This is a genomic window from Lacinutrix neustonica, assembly GCF_026625145.1.
Classification (GTDB): Bacteria; Bacteroidota; Bacteroidia; order Flavobacteriales; family Flavobacteriaceae; genus Lacinutrix; species Lacinutrix neustonica.
Genome location: NZ_CP113088.1, coordinates 268297 through 284622, shown reverse-complemented (window position 1 = coordinate 284622; position 16326 = coordinate 268297). Strand labels below are relative to the sequence as shown.

Sequence of the window (16326 nt, the reverse complement as noted above, 5' to 3'; positions counted from 1 at the left end):
ATGAAAAGCCTCACAAAACAAATAGCAATTGGTGCCACCCTTTTATTTATGGGGACACTTTATGCGCAACAAGAAAAAGGGATAACTGGTGAAGAAAACTGGTTAAATTCTTGGACAGAGTTTCAACCTAAAGCGGAGGATTATGGTTCCCCAACCCAAATCTTAACCGGTAATATTACCCAAGACACTAAATTAACAAAGAGAGAAACTTACTTATTGTCAGGAAGTGTGTTTGTTACCGATAGCACAACCCTCACCATAGAACCTGGTACGGTTATTTTAGGTGATTTCGCAACCAATGGTTCTCTAACCATCAGTAAAGGGGCTACTTTAATAGCAGAGGGTTCGGAAACAGACCCTATTATTTTCACCTCTAATAGAGGTGTTAAAAAAGAAGGTGATTGGGGTGGCTTGTTTATTCTTGGAGATGCGCCAACCAATAAATTTGGTAATGCCTCTGCCGTAGATTTTGGTTTAAAACCATCATCGTTTGCGTACACCAGCTATGGCGGTGATAATGCTGAAAGTAATTACGGTATTTTAAAATATGTAAGAATTGAATACGCAGGAAAAAGAACTAAAAACCATGGATATTATAATGGTCTTACATTAGCTGGTGTAGGGAATGCCACCGTTTTAGAAAACGTAATGATTAGTTACTGTGGCGGGAACGCTTTCAATATATTAGGTGGCGCAGTGAATTTAAACAAAATGATTTCTTATAAATCAAAGGGTACCGATTATACGTTCAATTATGGAACACAAAGTACGCTTAGTAATTCTTTGGCTATTCGATCCCCTTACGTGTCCGGTGTTAATGGCTCAAGGTGTCTGTCTGTTTCTTCATATATCACAAAAGAAGAAGTCGATTTCACTAAAAAACAGACCGCCGTTACGGCACAAAACCTAACCTTATTAAATCTTAGTAAAGATTTACAAGCAGACATTAATGTTGGGTTAGTAAACGAGGCCATCTACGTCTCTAACCATACGTCATTGGCTATGAGTAAAAGTGTAATTTCGGGTTTTAATCCAGCCGCTGTATTTGAAAAAAGTTTTGTTCTAGATAATGACACTTTGGAAAAAATAAAATTCACTAACATGTATTTTAATAATTGCAATGGCAATATTTTTATCGAAAACAACTCTAACAACGAAGATTTAGAAAACTGGTATGGCAATAGCGCCTTTTTTAATGTGTACTCTAAAACTTCAGATTCAGAAACCTTTATTGATTCAAAAAACAAGAGGTACCCAGATTTTAGATTACGCATCAATAAAATAGTAGCCTCTACTGAAGATTAATTATGGGTTTATAAGACAGAGCATGTGAGAAGCTTATTAAGAAAAAAGTGAGAATTTATATGATATAAATTCTCACTTTTTTCTTTTTTAGTCCGGTATTGTTTGTTTTGAGTACGAGCGCCTCTGCTTTATCTTGCGGCACAGAAACAAATGCACAATCTTGTTTTAATTCAATAACCCCTAATTCATTTTTCTGTAATCCCCCTTGTTTAAAAAATAAACCTGCAACATCACCTTTTGAAATCTTATCTTTTCGTCCGCCGAGAAATAAACAAGGTAGACCACTTTGAAATTATTTCTGCCGGTTTCGATTCTAGTTTTTCAATGTTGGGTATTTTAATAAAGTCTCGTAAATACTCCCCTTCCCATTGTAATACATAGGCTGTTCCTTGCGAATTCATTCTTGCCGTTCTACCATTTCTATGTGTGAATTCCTGCTCTTTTAGTGGCAATTGATAGTGAATGATATAGTTTAATTCAGGAATATCTAAACCTCGCGCCGCTAAATCTGTAGCAATGATGATTTGATGTGTTCCATTTCTAAATTTAATAAGTGCCCGTTCTCTATCTATTTGCTCCATGCCTCCATGAAAACAGCCATGCGGAATCGCATTCTCGTTTAAAAAATCACTCACATACTGAATAGTATCTTTAAAGTTACAGAAGATAATCCCTGGTTTGTTACCAATGTGATGGAGTAAATCCACTAAAATTTGCAACTTATTTTTATCTCGGAGAGACTACTTTTTTGAGGGCTAACTGGGATGTTTTTGAGTCTAAATAATCAATAATTATTTCGTCTTTTAATCCTACAAAACGTGGGATAACCATATCTTGAGTGGCAGAGGTTAACACCCGTTTTTTAATATGCGGTAATCGTGATAAAATCTCACTCATTTCCTTTTCAAAGCCGACTTCTAGAGATTTATCAAATTCATCTAAAACTAAGGTTTTGATAGCTTCAACACTAAAGGTTTCACGACGCAAATGATCGGCAACACGCCCTGGGGTTCCAATAAGTATGGCTGGTGGGTGGGCTAATTCTATTTTATCTTTAGTAAAGGGCCGACCACCGTAAACAGCATTTGCTTTATAGCCGAGCCCATTTCACGAATTACCTGCTCTATTTGAATCGCCAATTCACGAGAGGGGACCAAAATAAGAAGCTGTACGAGTTCGCTATTTTTATCTAAGCCTTCCATAGTGGGTAACAAAAAAGCAACGGTTTTCCCTGAACCTGTAGGCGATAACAACACGGTGTTTTCTACTGCACCAATAGATAAAAGAGCTTCTTCCTGCATGGGGTTTAGCGCTTCAATATTTAGTTTCGCTAAAATATCTTTCTGTGCTTTTATAATATTTGCCATAGGATTAGTGTTTCTTTTTCTTTTTAGTTATGGCTGGTTTTTCAATAATCGTTTTGGTTTCAGCAATATAATTTGCCGAAATTTTGTCCACTAACTCTTCTTTCGTTAAATGATGAAATATAGTTTTTATCTTCCCTTTAAAATCTTCTGAAACTTCGCGATTGGGTTTTATTTTAAAAATCTTTTTAGCCCACAACAATCCGTTATTCTCTTCAATGCTTTGTGCATCTGCTTTTTTGAATGGCTTAAAAATGATCCCTAATTCTGCTTCAAATTCCGGTATATCCTTTACTTCGTCTTCTTGAATCACACTTAACGCTAAACCGGAGGCTCCTGCCCTTGCTGTACGTCCACTGCGATGCACATACGCATCATAAGTATCTGGTAAGTGGTAATTAACGACATAAGACAAATCTTTAACATCAATACCCCGAGCGGCCAAATCTGTAGCTACTAAGATATCAATATGACCTTCTCTAAATTGTCCCATAATACGATCGCGAATGCCTTGAATTAAACTCCCATGAATGGCCCCGGATGAGAATTTATTAATCGCTAAATTTTTAGCAAGCTTGTTAACTGCTGCTTTCGTTTTGCAAAAAATAATACCGCGCGCTCCCACTCTCGCATTAAGAAAATGCATTAAAACATGTAACTTTTCTATGGGCTCTACGACGACATATTGGTGGTCAATCCCTTGATGACCAACAGTAGCCATCTCAGCTTCAATCTGTATCACCTTATTGGAAAGGTTGTTTTGAATTAATTGCTTAACAGTGCCTGGCAACGTCGCTGTAAAAAGTAGGGTTCTTCGCGATTTCGGAAGGACTTTAACAATGAGTTCCAAACTTTCTTTTAAAGCACTCACCATTTCATCTGCCTCATCCAGCACTAAATAGGAGCAATTTTTAATGTTAATGGCCTGACGCTCTATTAAATCGACTAAACGTCCTGGGGTCGCCACAACGATGTGTGTCTCCTTTTTAAGACGTTCTATTTGTGGTTTTACAGGCGTGCCACCACAAAGGCTAGCAATAGAAATTTCCGAACTATTAGTGGCATAACTTACAAGGTTATTATAAATTTGTTGTCCTAATTCTCCGGTTGGAGCTAATATAACGGCTTGAACCTCTGTGTTCTCTACATCAATTAACTGAAGTAATGGCAGGCCAAACGCTGCCGTTTTACCAGTTCCCGTTTTTGCTAAAGCAACCACATCGTCTTCTTTATTTAAGATCACAGGAATCACTTTCGCTTGGATAGCCGTAGGTTCTGTAATATTCAATGCGGCTAAACTTTGTTGTAATGCAGTATTAATCCCTAAGCTGGAAAATTGTTTTGACATGAAAATTTATTTGCGGCAAAGATAAGTACAGTTTTATTGGTTTTTGATAGTTTTTAAAAGATATAGTTATCGACCAGGTATAAAAAAGGCTTAAAAAATAAATTGCTGGGCTATTGAAAATCTCCTTTAGAATAAAACTAATGGCGTTGGGTTACGCCTTTTCTGTTTTATAAAAATATAAAACTTAGGATCACAAGGCCGACGTGCTTATTAAGAAATATAGTCTATTATTATATCAAAGGCAGCGCCGTTATGGGCGGTCTGCTGAAAAAGCGGTTTGGAATACGTTTCTTCAGAAAAAAAATGACTATTTTGCTAATTAACCTAAGACCGTTTCTCTTTATAGTATCTAATTTTCTGCGGAGAATCATTGGATAAAAAATCGCGATTGGCTAGGAACCATATCTTCTGTTAAAAGCAAAAAAATATCGATTATTTTTATGAGTAATACGTTTCTAAGTTTAGTAATAGTAGGTATTTTGATTGGCCATTTAGTAGCCGTTGTCGTGGGGTACAAAATATTGAAAGCAACAGTATTAATGTCTTATGTCAATGCTGTTGTGGCGATAAGTGTGTTTATTTTTTGGATTAACAAAAATTTGAGCATCAAGCAACATCACTTCGACATTAGAGAAGCGTTCGCATTAGGTTTTGAAGTCTGTATTTTAATAGTTGCGCTTTATTCCATAGTAGGCTATCACCACAACTCTTATGTTCAAGTTTTAAACTATATTGGCTTCGGTCTTCACGTATTGATAGCAATAGGAATGCTCCTTTTTATAGCAACGTTTCAAATGAACACGCTGTTTTAATCAAAAATACGTCGTGATTTTCAAGAGATCACAGTTATAATATGAACACTTACTCTTTATTCGTGGAAAACGAGGTGATCCTTAGCTTTAAAACAGATATAGAAATAAAAAAGCCCATCAATTTAAATTGATGGGCTTTTACTAAAAAGTAACTTATGTGTTATAAAACTTTTACGTTTACTGCATTTAATCCTTTTTTACCTTCCTGTAGATCAAATTCAACGTCATCGCCTTCGCGAATCTCGTCTACTAATCCAGTAAATGTGTACAAAATGTTCTTCGTTTGAACCTTCTTCAGTTATGAATCCAAAACCTTTGGCATCATTGAAAAACTTTACTGTTCCTTTACTCATTGTAATATAATTTAATTTTAATAATTACTATATAGAAGGCAATTAGTGTGCCATGTTTTGTAATCCTCTCTTTTTAATATTCACTTTTATTTTTTGAAGATTCACTAATGGTCAATTCAAAAAAGAATATGGGAAAGATGTGGGGAAATTGGGAGAACGCGACTTTTTTAATGACAAGGAGTTTTATACACCTGTGCTAGTGCTACTATTGACTGGTATTTTTTTTGAAATAGGGTATGTTTTAGATTTTTAGTTGTCTTAAAACACTAACACATTACAAGCATGATAAATTCTTAGCATCCCGCTTTAAATAATATTCAAAAACCAAAAAAAAAGCCCATCAATTTAAATTGATGGGCTTTTGCTAAAAAGTAACTTATATGTTATAATACTTTTACGTTTACTGCATTTAAGCCTTTGTTACCTTCTTGTAGATCAAATTCAACCTGATCGCCTTCGCGAATCTCGTCGATTAATCCTGAAATGTGTACAAAGTGGTCTTTTTCAACGCCTTCTTCTGTAATAAATCCAAAGCCTTTCGCATCGTTGAAAAATTTTACTGTTCCTTTACTCATAATAATAATATATTTAATTTTAATAATTACTTTATATAAGGCAATTAGCGTGCCACGTTTTTATATCTTATTCATATGAAACATCTGATAGTCTTACAATTGACAACTACCCTCCGATTAATAAACGGAAGCTAAAAGCCTCCGTTGCAATTTCGCAAATGAACTAAAACTAAACGTGTTTAAGCAAATTCTTTTAGGACTTTACTATTAATTTGCATGACAACTTAAAACAAAAAAACATGTCTTTACTAACTATTATTTTAAACCTTTTATTACCACCATTAGCCGTATTTTTAAAACATGGACTAGGTACTGCTTTTCTAATTAATCTTCTACTAACGATTTTAGGATGGTTACCAGGTGTTATCCATGCATTTATTGTAAATAATGATTAAAAATATTGTAGTAATTTAATCTCTTAATTATAAAGGAAGCGTATCATATGCCCTTCCTTTTTTTAATTGATCACTAGTTCCCCTCTCTACTTCTTCCCCTATCAAATATATTATGTGGTATAATATCTTTTATAAAGTATTGTTAAAAAAAGAATGAACGTTCATTTTTAATTTACCTTTACAAAATAAATACACCTCATGACTGTACTAAAAAAAAGCGAAATTAAACGGAACGCATTGGTTAAAGCCACGATCACTCTAGTAAATAACAATGGATTTCATGCCACACCAATGTCTAAGATTGCAAAAATGGCCAATGTGTCGCCAGCTACTATTTATTTGTATTTTGAAAATAAACAAGATTTGGTAAACAAAGTTTATATAGGCGTTAAAGCGGCGTTTACCGCTTACGCTTTTGCCACGTACCAAGACCATATGCCAGTAGCCCAAGGTTTTGAACTCATATGGAAACGAATTGCAGACTTTAAACTTAATGAAGGTGAAGAGGCGCTATTTTTAGCACAATGTGATAACACACCTGTAATTGACGAAGACAGTAGACAGGCTGGCATAAAACACCTAAAACCCCTACTCGACTTATGGGAACGCGGTAGACAAGAACGTATTATAAAACCGCTCTCAGATTACCTCTTATATGCCTATACTATTAATCCGCTATCCTTTTTAATGGTCATGCAAGACCGTGGTGCGTTCAAAATAGATAAAAATACAATAGAAGACGCCTATCAAGCGGCCTGGGACAGTATTAAACATTAAGTAAAAAAGAATATAACTATGGAATTATTAGATAAATTAAATTGGAGATACGCTACAAAGGCTATGAGTGGTGCCTTAGTGCCTCAAGAAAAAGTAGATAAAATTATTGAAGCAGCGCGATTGGCACCAACTTCTAGTGGTTTACAACCCTTTGAAATAATGGTGATTACCAACCGAGCAGGTAAAAAAGAAAATCAGGCCGGTTGCTTGGGACCAATCGGTGATTACAGAATGTTCTCACCTCTTGGTATTTGCGGCTTGGGATACCTACACGAAAGAACGAATTAATTACATGTTCGATTTAACAAACGACATCCGTGGCTTTAAAAATGAAGGCTGGGAAAATTACAGACAGCAACTTCTAAATTCGTATCCACAAAAAGATGCCGAAGAAAACTATAATCACGCTGCAAAGCAAGCTTACATTGCTTTAGGCATAGCTATGGTAGCCGCAGCATACGAAAAAGTAGATACCACCCCTATGGAAGGTTTTGATGCAGAAGCAGTAGATAAAATATTAGGGTTAAAAGAAAAAGGGTTACGTAGCACTGTTATACTCACATTGGGTTATCGCGCTCCAAAAGAAGACTGGTTGGATGACTTAGAAAAAGTGAGAAAGCCCACCGAAGATTTAGTGACACTAATCGACTAAAAATAATTCTTATGATACAAACCATCTTATTAAAAAACAGACCTATTGGAACGCCCAAATTATCAGATTTTGAATTTAAAGAAACAGATAAGGATCTCACGATTCAAGATGGTGAACTTCTGTTAGAAACCGCTTATGTCTCTGTAGACCCTTATTTAAGAGGAAGAATGAGTGACGCTAAATCATACATTCCGTCCTTTGAACTCAATAAACCCATACAATGCGGGATTGTCGCAAAGGTCATCGCCTCGAAAAATAAAAATTTTTCGTCCGGAGATTTTGTAACAGGTATGCTCTTATGGCAAACAAAACAAGTGTCTACTGGTGAAGGCCTTTTAAAAGTAGATGACTCTAAAGCACCTTTAAGTGCTTATTTGGGTGTTTTAGGAATGACTGGACTAACAGCGTATTTAGGTTTGAACGAAATTGGGAAGCCGAAAGCCGGAGAAACCCTCGTTGTATCGGGAGCTGCAGGGGCTGTAGGAAGTGTTGTTGGACAAATAGGTAAAATCCTTGGACTTACGGTTATAGGAATAGCAGGAACAGATGAAAAAGTAAACCTGTTAAAAACCAAATTTGGTTTTGATGCAGGTATCAATTACAATACGAGTAAGGACATTAGTGAAGATATTGCGAAAGCAGCTCCAAATGGGGTAGATATATATTTTGACAATGTGGGTGGCCCAATTTCAGATGCTATATTATTCAACATTAATCGATTTGCAAGGCTTGTCATTTGTGGTGCCATTTCTGTATATAACGCTACAGAAACCCCAAAAAGTCTTTGTGTACAACCTTTTCTTGTAAAAAATAGCGCTTTAATGCAAGGCTTTATTGTCTCTAATTATTCTGAAAAATTCCCGGAGGCCATGTCACACTTATCGCAGTGGTTAGCTCAAGAAAAGCTTACCTACTCTGAAACTGTTGTTCATGGTTTTGAAAAAATTCCTGAGGCATTCATTGCTTTATTTGAAGGAAAAAATAAAGGAAAAATGATTGTGAAACTATAAATTTTTATGAACTAACAAAAAGAAAACTAATAATGAACAATTTTGAATTTAAAAACCCCACCAAAATTATTTTTGGTAAGGACACTATAAAAACCTTAGGAAAGGAAATTCCGGCTGACACTAAAGTATTATTACTTTATGGAGGCGGAAGCATTAAGCAAAACGGCATTTACGACCAAGTAAAAACGGCTTTAGCTAAAGTTGAGGTTGTTGAGTTTGGAGGTATTCCTGCGAATCCGAGTACGCTGTATTAATGGATGCTTTACAAGTGATTAAAACAGAAAATATTACTTATTTATTAGCTGTTGGTGGTGGCTCTGTAATTGATGGCACTAAATTTTTATCTTCAGCTGCGGTTTATGAAGGTGAAACCCCATGGGATATTTTAACCAAAAATATTAGAACCGAAAAAGGTATGCCGTTTGGAACAGTATTAACCTTACCAGCCACAGGATCTGAAATGAATTACGGTGCAGTCATTACAAGAAAAGAAACACAAGAAAAACTCGCAATGGGAGGCCCCGGTTTATTCCCGGAATTCTCAATATTAGACCCTCAAGTGATTAGGTCTATTCCAAAACGTCAAATAGCCAATGGCTTAGCAGATGCTTTTACGCATGTTTTAGAACAGTATATGACGTATCCAACAGGTGCCTTATTGCAAGATCGCTTTGCTGAAAGCATCTTACAAACTTTAATTGAAGTCGCTCCAAAGGTGTTAAAAGATCCCACAGACTATAAAGCGGCCTCTAATTTTATGTGGAGTTGCACCATGGCTTTAAACGGATTAATTCAAAAAGGGGTGCCAACCGATTGGGCCGTTCATGCCATGGGGCACGAGTTAACGGCTTTGTTTGGGATAGATCATGCACGCACTTTAGCAGTCATTACGCCAAGTCATTACAAATTTAATTTTGAAGCCAAAAAAGAAAAATTGGCACAATATGCCACACGTGTTTGGAATATAACTGATGGAAGCATAGACGACAAAGCGTATGCTGCCATTGAAAAAACAGAGGCGTTTTTTCATGACTTAGGCATTGACACTAAGTTGTCTGACTATACGAAGGATTATGAAGGCACTGCCAAAAAAATAGCAGACCGTTTTATAGATAGAGGCTGGTTAGGATTAGGAGAACATCAGTCGCTATCGCCGAGATAAAGTAGAAAAAATTGTAAAAATGGCTTATTAATTATAACATATGAAAAGAATACAAACACTAGCCTTAGTGCTAACCATCATTACAGCTACGAGTTGTAAACAGGAAAAAACAGAACAATCCTCTGAAAAGGTTTCAGAAGAAACAACTAACATGAAAAAAGAAAAACAAATGAACGTATTATTCGTATTAACCTCTCATGATAAATTGGGAGACACAGGAAAAAAAACAGGGTTTTGGGTAGAAGAATTTGCAAACCCATATTACACATTAACAGACCAAGGGGTTAACGTAACACTGGCAACTCCAAACGGTGGGAAAGCACCCATTGACCCGAGCAGTACCACAGAAGATGCCAGCACAGAAGCAACGGAACGTTATAATAACGATGCCGCGGCACAAGCAAAGATTAACAATACACTCGTTTTAGCTGACGTTAACCCAAAAGAATATGATGCGGTATTTTATCCAGGGGGTCATGGACCTTTATGGGATTTGGCAACGGATGAGCACTCTATTACTTTAATAGAAACCTTTAATAAACAAGACAAGCCAATTGCTTTTGTATGTCATGCACCTGCGGCGCTAAAAGGCGTTAAAAATGAGGATGGCTCTCCTTTAGTTAAAGGTAAAAAGGTGACTGGATTTACTAATTCTGAAGAGAAAGCAGTAGGTTTAACAGATGTGGTACCGTTTTTAGTTGAAGATATGCTGAAAGAAAATGGTGGCATCTATTCTAAAGGTGACGATTGGAGTGTGCACGTTTTAAAGGACGGCAATTTAATTACAGGACAAAATCCTGCCTCGTCAGAGTTGGTGGCCGAAAAATTACTAGAAGCCATTAAATAAGCTAAGAAACACAATCAAAAAAAAGCCTGTAAACTTAAAGTTTACAGGCTTTTTTACTAATTAAACCTATAATAGGGATTGCATTAATTCTTATTCATTAAAATCGATTTGGAATTCACAAACTCTCGAATGCCAAACCCGCCATGCTCTCTACCATAACCAGAATCTTTTACACCGCCAAAAGGCATATTAGGATGTGCTAATCCGTAAGAATTAATATTAATCATCCCAGTATCGAAATGCATTTTAGCTAAGGCTATGGCTTTATCTTCATCTTTACTAAAAATGCCGCCTCCTAATCCAAAACGACTGTCGTTTGCAATGCGCATGGCATCCTTATTATCTTTGGCTTTAATTAAAGAGGCCACAGGTCCGAAAAGCTCTTCGTCATAGGCTGGTTGCCCTGGCTTTACGTTTCCTAATATAGAGGCTGGATAAAAATAACCTGTGCCTTCAGGTATTTCTCCACCACATAAAATCTCGGCACCTTGTTTAACACTATCTAAAACTTGTTGATGAATGGTCTCTCTTAAGTCTTCTCTTGCCATAGGGCCCATTTTAGCATCAGAATCCATAGGATTTCCATAATTTATTTTTTGCATCCCCTTCACAAAGCCCTTTTTGAATTCATCATAAACTTTGTCTACAACAATAAATCGTTTTGCAGCGACACAGGTTTCGCCATTATTATAGACACGTCCTTGAATACAGGTTTTTACCGCCAGTTCTATGTCTGCATCATCTAAAACGAGATAGGCATCATTACTGCCTAGTTCTAAAACCGTTTTTTTCAAAGCTTCACCCGCTATTTTAGCAATGTGTTTACCTGCTCCGAACTTCCTGTGAGTGTTACACCACGCACTAAATCATGGGCAATGATTTTATCTGACAAATCATGATCTAAAATTAAGACCGTAAAGAGGTCTTTTGGTACGCCTGCTTTTTCAAAAATAGTTTTTAACTGTAATGCAGAACCAGTAACGTTTTGTGCATGTTTTAAAAGGACTCCATTGCCTGCCATTAAATTAACTATGGCATAACGCACCACTTGATATGTTGGGAAATTCCAAGGTTGAATGCCATAAATCACCCCAAGAGGTGCTTGCTGAATGATTCCTTTACCTCCATCGGCCAGTGTGTGCTCTTCGTCCTGTAATTGTTTAACCCCTTCTGTTGCCGTGTACTCACAAATACCTATACACAGATCAATTTCCTGATAGCTGTGTTTAAGCAGTTTACCCATTTCATCTGTCATTATTTTTGATAAAACCTCTTTATTGTCCTTTAGAGCGGTACCAATCCCTTTGATAATCTTGGCACGTTCGTCTAGCGACTTCATTTTCCACTTCAGGAAAGCTTCATGACATAATTTTACGGCAGAAAATGCTTGTTCTTCAGTCATAAACTCATAGTGTTCTATTGGTTTCTCAGTCGTTGGATTTATGGTTTCAAATCCTTTGTTCTTTTTATCTGTACTCATACTTTTATTTTAATGGATTAATAATCGGTATATCCCTCGGCACCCGGAGTATAAAACAAGGCTTCCTTGGGCTGGGTTAATGCTTTATCGTTTTTTAATTTCTCTACCAAGTCGGGGTTGCTGATAAACGACCGGCCTATATAAGCCATATCAAAACCTTGGTCTAAAACATCTTGCGCTTTCTCTTTAGAGTGGATTTCTCCCCCCGTGATAACAGTACCAGCAAAAGCGCCTTTAATCGTCTTCTTAATTTCGGTTTTAAATTCAGGAGCGCCCATTTCTCCTCTATGATCTACAATATGGATGTAAGCGATACCCAGGGTTTTAAGCTCTGTAGCGAGATATACATACAGCTCGACCAAATCATCATAATCTGATTTAACATCATTCATCTCCCCATAGGGAGAGAAACGTATGCCTACATTTTCTGCGCCTATGGCAGCCACTACTTTCTTTGTTGTTTCTATAACAAATCGTGCCCTGTTTTTAAAATTTCCTCCATATTCATCTGCTCTTAAATTAGATTTGGGATTTAAAAATTGCTCCATTAAATAGCCATTTGCTGAATGCAACTCAACGCCATCCACCCCTACTCTAATAAGGTTTTTAGCACAGTTGACATACTCCATCTGTGCGGTTTCAATATCCTCAAGCGTCATTTTTTTAGGTGTTTCATGCTCTAATAAGCCTTTCGTATCTGTCATCATTTTTCCATCAGCTTTTACCGCACTTGGAGCCAACGTTTCTCCCATTTTTGGTAAATTTTCTGCAGAAGTTATACGCCCGCAGTGCATTAATTGTACAAAAAGTATACTCCCTTTTTCATGGATTGCTTCTGCGATAGCTTTCCATCCTTCTATTTGGGCAGGGGAATACGCACCAGGAATTCTTGGATAACCCAAACCATTAACGGATGGTGAGGTTCCTTCAGAAATAATGAGACCCGCTCCTGCTCTTTGACCATAATAGGTTGCCATAAGTTCATTAGGGATATTCTCAATCGCTCGGAACGTGTCATGGGAGCCATAACGATTCTATTTTTCAATGTTTTATTCTTTAATTTGAAAGGTTCAAATAGTTTCATTTGTTTTTGTTTTGGTTCTTTCCTAAAGTTAACATTCACAGGGGCTAATGCCAATTCATTTAAGATTATCTTAAGAAAAGCAAAGGCATTGGGTTATAAATAATTTGAAATGTGCTCGTTATGGTTTTATTTTCCAACTAGAGTCGTTGGGTCATTGGCTATGAGACCATTGAATTTAGTTAATGCATTAATAATTAATGTGTTTAAAGCAAGACATCTTTGTTTTTTATAATAATTTAAGGGGTTCTAAGCATAAAAAAAATATTAACTAAATACATCTTACTATGAAAACAAAAAATAAAAACAACTACAATTCAGATATTACCAAAGACGACCTAGACGCTTTAGGAGCTCGCAAAGAACATATACGATCTGATGAAGGTGACGACCAGCAACTAGAAGAAAGAGAAAAACCTGTTGATTTTACGGGTAAAGATTTAGACATTCCTGGTCGTGATTTACCGAAGGCTAAAAAACCAGGGGCCCTTAAAGATGAGGAAAACCAATTATATAGCCAAGGTGGGGACGGCAATGAGAATTTAGAACGAGATACAAACCATCTGAAATAGTAAATGACAGTGTCTATACCATTAAATCCTATAACATTGAGTTCAATGTTATAGGATTTTTTGTTACTATTCTACTTAACCTTAAATAGAGACCGTTCGTCTTTTAATCGAAAAAAGCAAAACCTATACCCAATAGTTTTGGACATAACCATTTAAATCCCGAATTTTACCCCGTTAATAAAACCCAAATAATTAATATTAAACACCTATGGAAGCTAACTTATCTTTATTCAATCAAATTAATAGTCTGTCCTATTGGTTCTTACTAGAAAGCAATTATAAGAGTTCTATTGTTTTTGATGCAGAAAAGGACACCTATTACGTTAGTATTAAGAAAAACGGCCAACCGCTATATTCACACCACATTAGCCATTTCAGCTCGAAAAACAAACGTTTTTTACAATTTGAATTGGTGGCTATTGTTAATAGTCTATTACATATAAAAGAAACGGTAATGGATCGCCTAAGAAAAAGTAGTTAAATTCTTAACTACATTATTTAAAATTAGTCCATTAAAAAACGCCACGATTGTGGCGTTTTTTATTTATATCTATTTTAGCAAACTTTTAATCTTCTAAAGTTACTTGTAGTGTGATGTCAGCCTTTAATAATTTGGATACAGGACAAACCTCTTTGGCTTTATTACTAATCGCTTCAAATTCTTTTTCACTAATACCGGGGACTTTTCCCTTAAGGCTTAAATCTATAGTTGTAATTTCTCCATCTCTAAAGGTCACTTTGGCGTCTGTATGCAAATGCTCCGCTGTATAGTTATTTTCATTTAGTAAAAAACTCAATTGCATGGTGTAACATCCTGCGTGAGCTGCGCCAATAAGCTCTTCAGGATTGGTGCCCACTCCATTTTCAAAACGAGTTCCAAAGGCATATTTTGCCTCATCTAAAACGCCACTTCCCGTATTTATCCGGCCTTTTCCCTCTTTTCCTGACCCTTGCCAGCTTGCTGACGCTTCTCTAGTAAATTTCATAGTATCTGGTTTTTTTGATTAATTTTTTAAACTTTTCATATCAATAACAAAGCGGTATTTTACATCACTATCCTGCACTCTTTTAAAGGCCTTATTAATCGCTTTCATATCGATCATTTCGACATCAGACACAATATTATGTTCGCCACAGAAATCTAACATCTCTTGAGTTTCCTTAATACCTCCAATTAGCGAACCAGCCACTCGTTTTCTACCCATAATCAGGCTCCCACCATGCATAGGCTCTAAAGGTTCTATCGCTCCAACCATGACCATTGTGGAATCACGTTTTAAAAGATTAAGGTACGGATTGATATCATGCTTTACAGGCACCGTATTTAAAAGAAAATCGAAACTGTTTTTATGTTTTTTCATGTCTTCCTCATTTTTGGAAATTAAAACGGCATCTGCTCCTAGTTTTTTTGCATCCTCCGCTTTTTCCGGAGAGGTCGTTATCATGTATGTTTCTGCTCCCATGGCATGCGCAAATTTAATTCCCATATGTCCTAAACCACCAAGACCAATAACGCCTACCTTATCTCCTTTTTTAATTTTCCAATGGTTTAAAGGGGAAAAGGTAGTTATTCCAGCACATAATAATGGAGCAACGCCTTTAATATCCGGATTTTCCGGAATGCTAAGTACAAATTCTTCTCTTACAACAATACTTGTAGAATATCCACCAAATGTTTGCTTGCCCGTATGTTTGTTTTTACCATTGTAGGTCCCGACCATGCCTTTCTCGCAAAATTGTTCCAAATCCTCCTTACAGGCACTGCATTCTAAGCAGGAATCCACCATACAACCTACTCCTACCAAATCACCGAGACTTATAATGCTTAACACTATCTCCTACTTGTATGACTTTACCTATAATTTCATGTCCTGGAACTAAGGGGTATTTAGAATTGCCCCAGTCATTTTTAGCTGCGTGGATGTCACTGTGACACACACCACAATATAAAATATCTATTTCTACATCATTGTCTTTAATGTCACGACGCTCAATCGTCATCTGCCCTAAATCTGCGTTATTACTCTCTGTTCCGTATGCTTTAACTTCTTTCATTGTTTGTTTTTTTTATTTAATATTATGCTTCCCCTCTTGCTGGATAGTCTTCTTCAATAACAAAATCAATAGCTTTCAAAAGGGCGTCAAATTCGGGTCTAGCAAAAGGCATGGATTGTATTGATACTGCATACAAGGTCTGATCTGGATTAATTAAAAATAAACCAGGCTCTATAAAAACATCAGGTTCTTTTTTAATGCCTTTTGAAATGTATAGCCCTAAAGCCCTTGCTTGTTCTATAGAGAAATTATGACCAACAGGAAGGTCTGCAATAGCCCACTCTTCATAAGTTTGTTTTGCGATGGCTTCGGTATCGCTACTAACTGCAATGACATGTATTCCTTTATCTATAAATTTAGTCAATTTACGTTGTAGTTCCTCTAAATATTTTTTGCAAACCGGGCAGTGATTACCTCTATATACCACTAGCATAGTAAATTGTTTAGGCTTTTGTTCACTGAGACTCCATTGTGTGTCATTCACCAAATCGATGGTGAGTTCCGGCATTTTTTCTCTTGGTTTAATCATTTTTTCGAT

13 protein-coding genes and 7 pseudogenes are annotated in these 16326 nt (G+C 36.4%); 10 read left to right on the top strand and 10 right to left on the bottom strand.

The features are described 5' to 3' along the window. Positions 1 to 1305 (top strand): hypothetical protein, encoded by a 1305-nt coding sequence (locus N7U66_RS01525; RefSeq protein WP_267677021.1) that lies wholly within the window; start codon positions 1 to 3, stop codon positions 1303 to 1305. 55 nt (positions 1306 to 1360) lie between these two features. Here the strand turns inward: N7U66_RS01525 and N7U66_RS01520 are convergent. Continuing rightward, positions 1361 to 2672 (bottom strand): annotated as a pseudogene (locus N7U66_RS01520) (DEAD/DEAH box helicase). 4 nt (positions 2673 to 2676) lie between these two features. Then, entirely contained in the window at positions 2677 to 4017 is a 1341-nt protein-coding gene (locus tag N7U66_RS01515) for a DEAD/DEAH box helicase (protein ID WP_267677020.1), read from the bottom strand. A 440-nt stretch (positions 4018 to 4457) separates the two neighbouring features. On the opposite strand from N7U66_RS01515, the gene N7U66_RS01510 reads away from it, so the two are divergent. Continuing rightward, the gene (locus N7U66_RS01510) at positions 4458 to 4829 is read left to right on the top strand and encodes a hypothetical protein (RefSeq protein WP_267677019.1); all 372 of its coding nucleotides are present in this window, start codon (positions 4458 to 4460) and stop codon (positions 4827 to 4829) included. A 160-nt stretch (positions 4830 to 4989) separates the two neighbouring features. Here N7U66_RS01510 and N7U66_RS01505 read toward each other — a convergent pair. Beyond that, a pseudogene (locus tag N7U66_RS01505) lies at positions 4990 to 5182 on the bottom strand (cold-shock protein). 383 nt (positions 5183 to 5565) lie between these two features. Then, positions 5566 to 5757, bottom strand: a complete 192-nt coding sequence (locus N7U66_RS01500) for a cold-shock protein (RefSeq protein WP_267677018.1) — start codon at positions 5755 to 5757, stop codon at positions 5566 to 5568. 239 nt (positions 5758 to 5996) lie between these two features. Between N7U66_RS01500 and N7U66_RS01495 the strand changes: the two genes are divergently transcribed. From N7U66_RS01495 to N7U66_RS01470, 6 genes and pseudogenes are all read left to right on the top strand, one after another. Further along, positions 5997 to 6152, top strand: a complete 156-nt coding sequence (locus N7U66_RS01495; protein ID WP_267677017.1) for a YqaE/Pmp3 family membrane protein — start codon at positions 5997 to 5999, stop codon at positions 6150 to 6152. 198 nt (positions 6153 to 6350) lie between these two features. Continuing rightward, positions 6351 to 6929 carry a TetR/AcrR family transcriptional regulator gene (locus N7U66_RS01490; protein WP_267677016.1) on the top strand — a complete coding sequence of 193 codons (579 nt, stop codon included), beginning with the start codon at positions 6351 to 6353 and terminating at the stop codon, positions 6927 to 6929. A gap of 18 nt (positions 6930 to 6947) precedes the next feature. Then, a pseudogene (locus tag N7U66_RS01485) lies at positions 6948 to 7581 on the top strand (NAD(P)H-dependent oxidoreductase). Positions 7582 to 7592: 11 nt separating this feature from the next. Then, positions 7593 to 8591: an NADP-dependent oxidoreductase gene (locus N7U66_RS01480; protein ID WP_267677015.1), complete on the top strand. Its 999-nt coding sequence runs from the start codon at positions 7593 to 7595 to the stop codon at positions 8589 to 8591. A gap of 32 nt (positions 8592 to 8623) precedes the next feature. Then, positions 8624 to 9784 (top strand): annotated as a pseudogene (locus N7U66_RS01475) (iron-containing alcohol dehydrogenase). A 9-nt stretch (positions 9785 to 9793) separates the two neighbouring features. After that, complete coding sequence (locus tag N7U66_RS01470) at positions 9794 to 10600, top strand: type 1 glutamine amidotransferase domain-containing protein (RefSeq protein WP_267677014.1); 807 nt, start codon at positions 9794 to 9796, stop codon at positions 10598 to 10600. 83 nt (positions 10601 to 10683) lie between these two features. On the opposite strand, the pseudogene N7U66_RS01465 reads toward N7U66_RS01470, so the two are convergent. From N7U66_RS01465 to N7U66_RS01455, 3 genes and pseudogenes are all read right to left on the bottom strand, one after another. Further along, positions 10684 to 12080: pseudogene (locus N7U66_RS01465) on the bottom strand (NAD-dependent succinate-semialdehyde dehydrogenase). A 17-nt stretch (positions 12081 to 12097) separates the two neighbouring features. Further along, positions 12098 to 13057 (bottom strand): alkene reductase, encoded by a 960-nt coding sequence (locus tag N7U66_RS01460; protein WP_267677013.1) that lies wholly within the window; start codon positions 13055 to 13057, stop codon positions 12098 to 12100. 59 nt (positions 13058 to 13116) lie between these two features. Next, a pseudogene (locus tag N7U66_RS01455) lies at positions 13117 to 13164 on the bottom strand (hypothetical protein); the annotation flags it as partial. Between the two features lie 284 nt (positions 13165 to 13448). Here N7U66_RS01455 and N7U66_RS01450 point away from each other — a divergent pair. Both N7U66_RS01450 and N7U66_RS01445 read left to right on the top strand, forming a co-directional pair. Next, complete coding sequence (locus tag N7U66_RS01450; RefSeq protein ID WP_267677012.1) at positions 13449 to 13733, top strand: hypothetical protein; 285 nt, start codon at positions 13449 to 13451, stop codon at positions 13731 to 13733. 208 nt (positions 13734 to 13941) lie between these two features. Beyond that, positions 13942 to 14214, top strand: a complete 273-nt coding sequence (locus N7U66_RS01445; protein WP_267677011.1) for a hypothetical protein — start codon at positions 13942 to 13944, stop codon at positions 14212 to 14214. An 85-nt stretch (positions 14215 to 14299) separates the two neighbouring features. Here N7U66_RS01445 and N7U66_RS01440 read toward each other — a convergent pair whose 3' ends face one another. From N7U66_RS01440 to N7U66_RS01430, 3 genes and pseudogenes are all read right to left on the bottom strand, one after another. Continuing rightward, on the bottom strand, positions 14300 to 14719 hold the full coding sequence (locus N7U66_RS01440) for an OsmC family protein (RefSeq protein ID WP_267677009.1): 420 nt from the start codon (positions 14717 to 14719) through the stop codon (positions 14300 to 14302). Between the two features lie 18 nt (positions 14720 to 14737). Further along, positions 14738 to 15788 (bottom strand): annotated as a pseudogene (locus tag N7U66_RS01435) (NAD(P)-dependent alcohol dehydrogenase). 22 nt (positions 15789 to 15810) lie between these two features. Further along, complete coding sequence (locus N7U66_RS01430) at positions 15811 to 16317, bottom strand: peroxiredoxin-like family protein (protein WP_267677008.1); 507 nt, start codon at positions 16315 to 16317, stop codon at positions 15811 to 15813. Positions 16318 to 16326 lie beyond the last annotated feature (9 nt).

What these genes read in the sequence shown, in the direction of transcription:
- N7U66_RS01525 (WP_267677021.1), top strand. Translation starts at nt 1, where the DNA reads ATGAAAAGCCTCACAAAACAAATAGCAATTGGTGCCACCCTTTTATTT.
- N7U66_RS01450 (WP_267677012.1), top strand. Translation starts at nt 13,449, where the DNA reads ATGAAAACAAAAAATAAAAACAACTACAATTCAGATATTACCAAAGAC.
- N7U66_RS01445 (WP_267677011.1), top strand. Translation starts at nt 13,942, where the DNA reads ATGGAAGCTAACTTATCTTTATTCAATCAAATTAATAGTCTGTCCTAT.
- N7U66_RS01490 (WP_267677016.1), top strand. Translation starts at nt 6,351, where the DNA reads ATGACTGTACTAAAAAAAAGCGAAATTAAACGGAACGCATTGGTTAAA.
- N7U66_RS01460 (WP_267677013.1), bottom strand. Translation starts at nt 13,057, where the DNA reads ATGGCAACCTATTATGGTCAAAGAGCAGGAGCGGGTCTCATTATTTCT.
- N7U66_RS01500 (WP_267677018.1), bottom strand. Translation starts at nt 5,757, where the DNA reads ATGAGTAAAGGAACAGTAAAATTTTTCAACGATGCGAAAGGCTTTGGA.
- N7U66_RS01510 (WP_267677019.1), top strand. Translation starts at nt 4,458, where the DNA reads ATGAGTAATACGTTTCTAAGTTTAGTAATAGTAGGTATTTTGATTGGC.
- N7U66_RS01515 (WP_267677020.1), bottom strand. Translation starts at nt 4,017, where the DNA reads ATGTCAAAACAATTTTCCAGCTTAGGGATTAATACTGCATTACAACAA.
- N7U66_RS01470 (WP_267677014.1), top strand. Translation starts at nt 9,794, where the DNA reads ATGAAAAGAATACAAACACTAGCCTTAGTGCTAACCATCATTACAGCT.
- N7U66_RS01430 (WP_267677008.1), bottom strand. Translation starts at nt 16,317, where the DNA reads ATGATTAAACCAAGAGAAAAAATGCCGGAACTCACCATCGATTTGGTG.
- N7U66_RS01495 (WP_267677017.1), top strand. Translation starts at nt 5,997, where the DNA reads ATGTCTTTACTAACTATTATTTTAAACCTTTTATTACCACCATTAGCC.
- N7U66_RS01440 (WP_267677009.1), bottom strand. Translation starts at nt 14,719, where the DNA reads ATGAAATTTACTAGAGAAGCGTCAGCAAGCTGGCAAGGGTCAGGAAAA.
- N7U66_RS01480 (WP_267677015.1), top strand. Translation starts at nt 7,593, where the DNA reads ATGATACAAACCATCTTATTAAAAAACAGACCTATTGGAACGCCCAAA.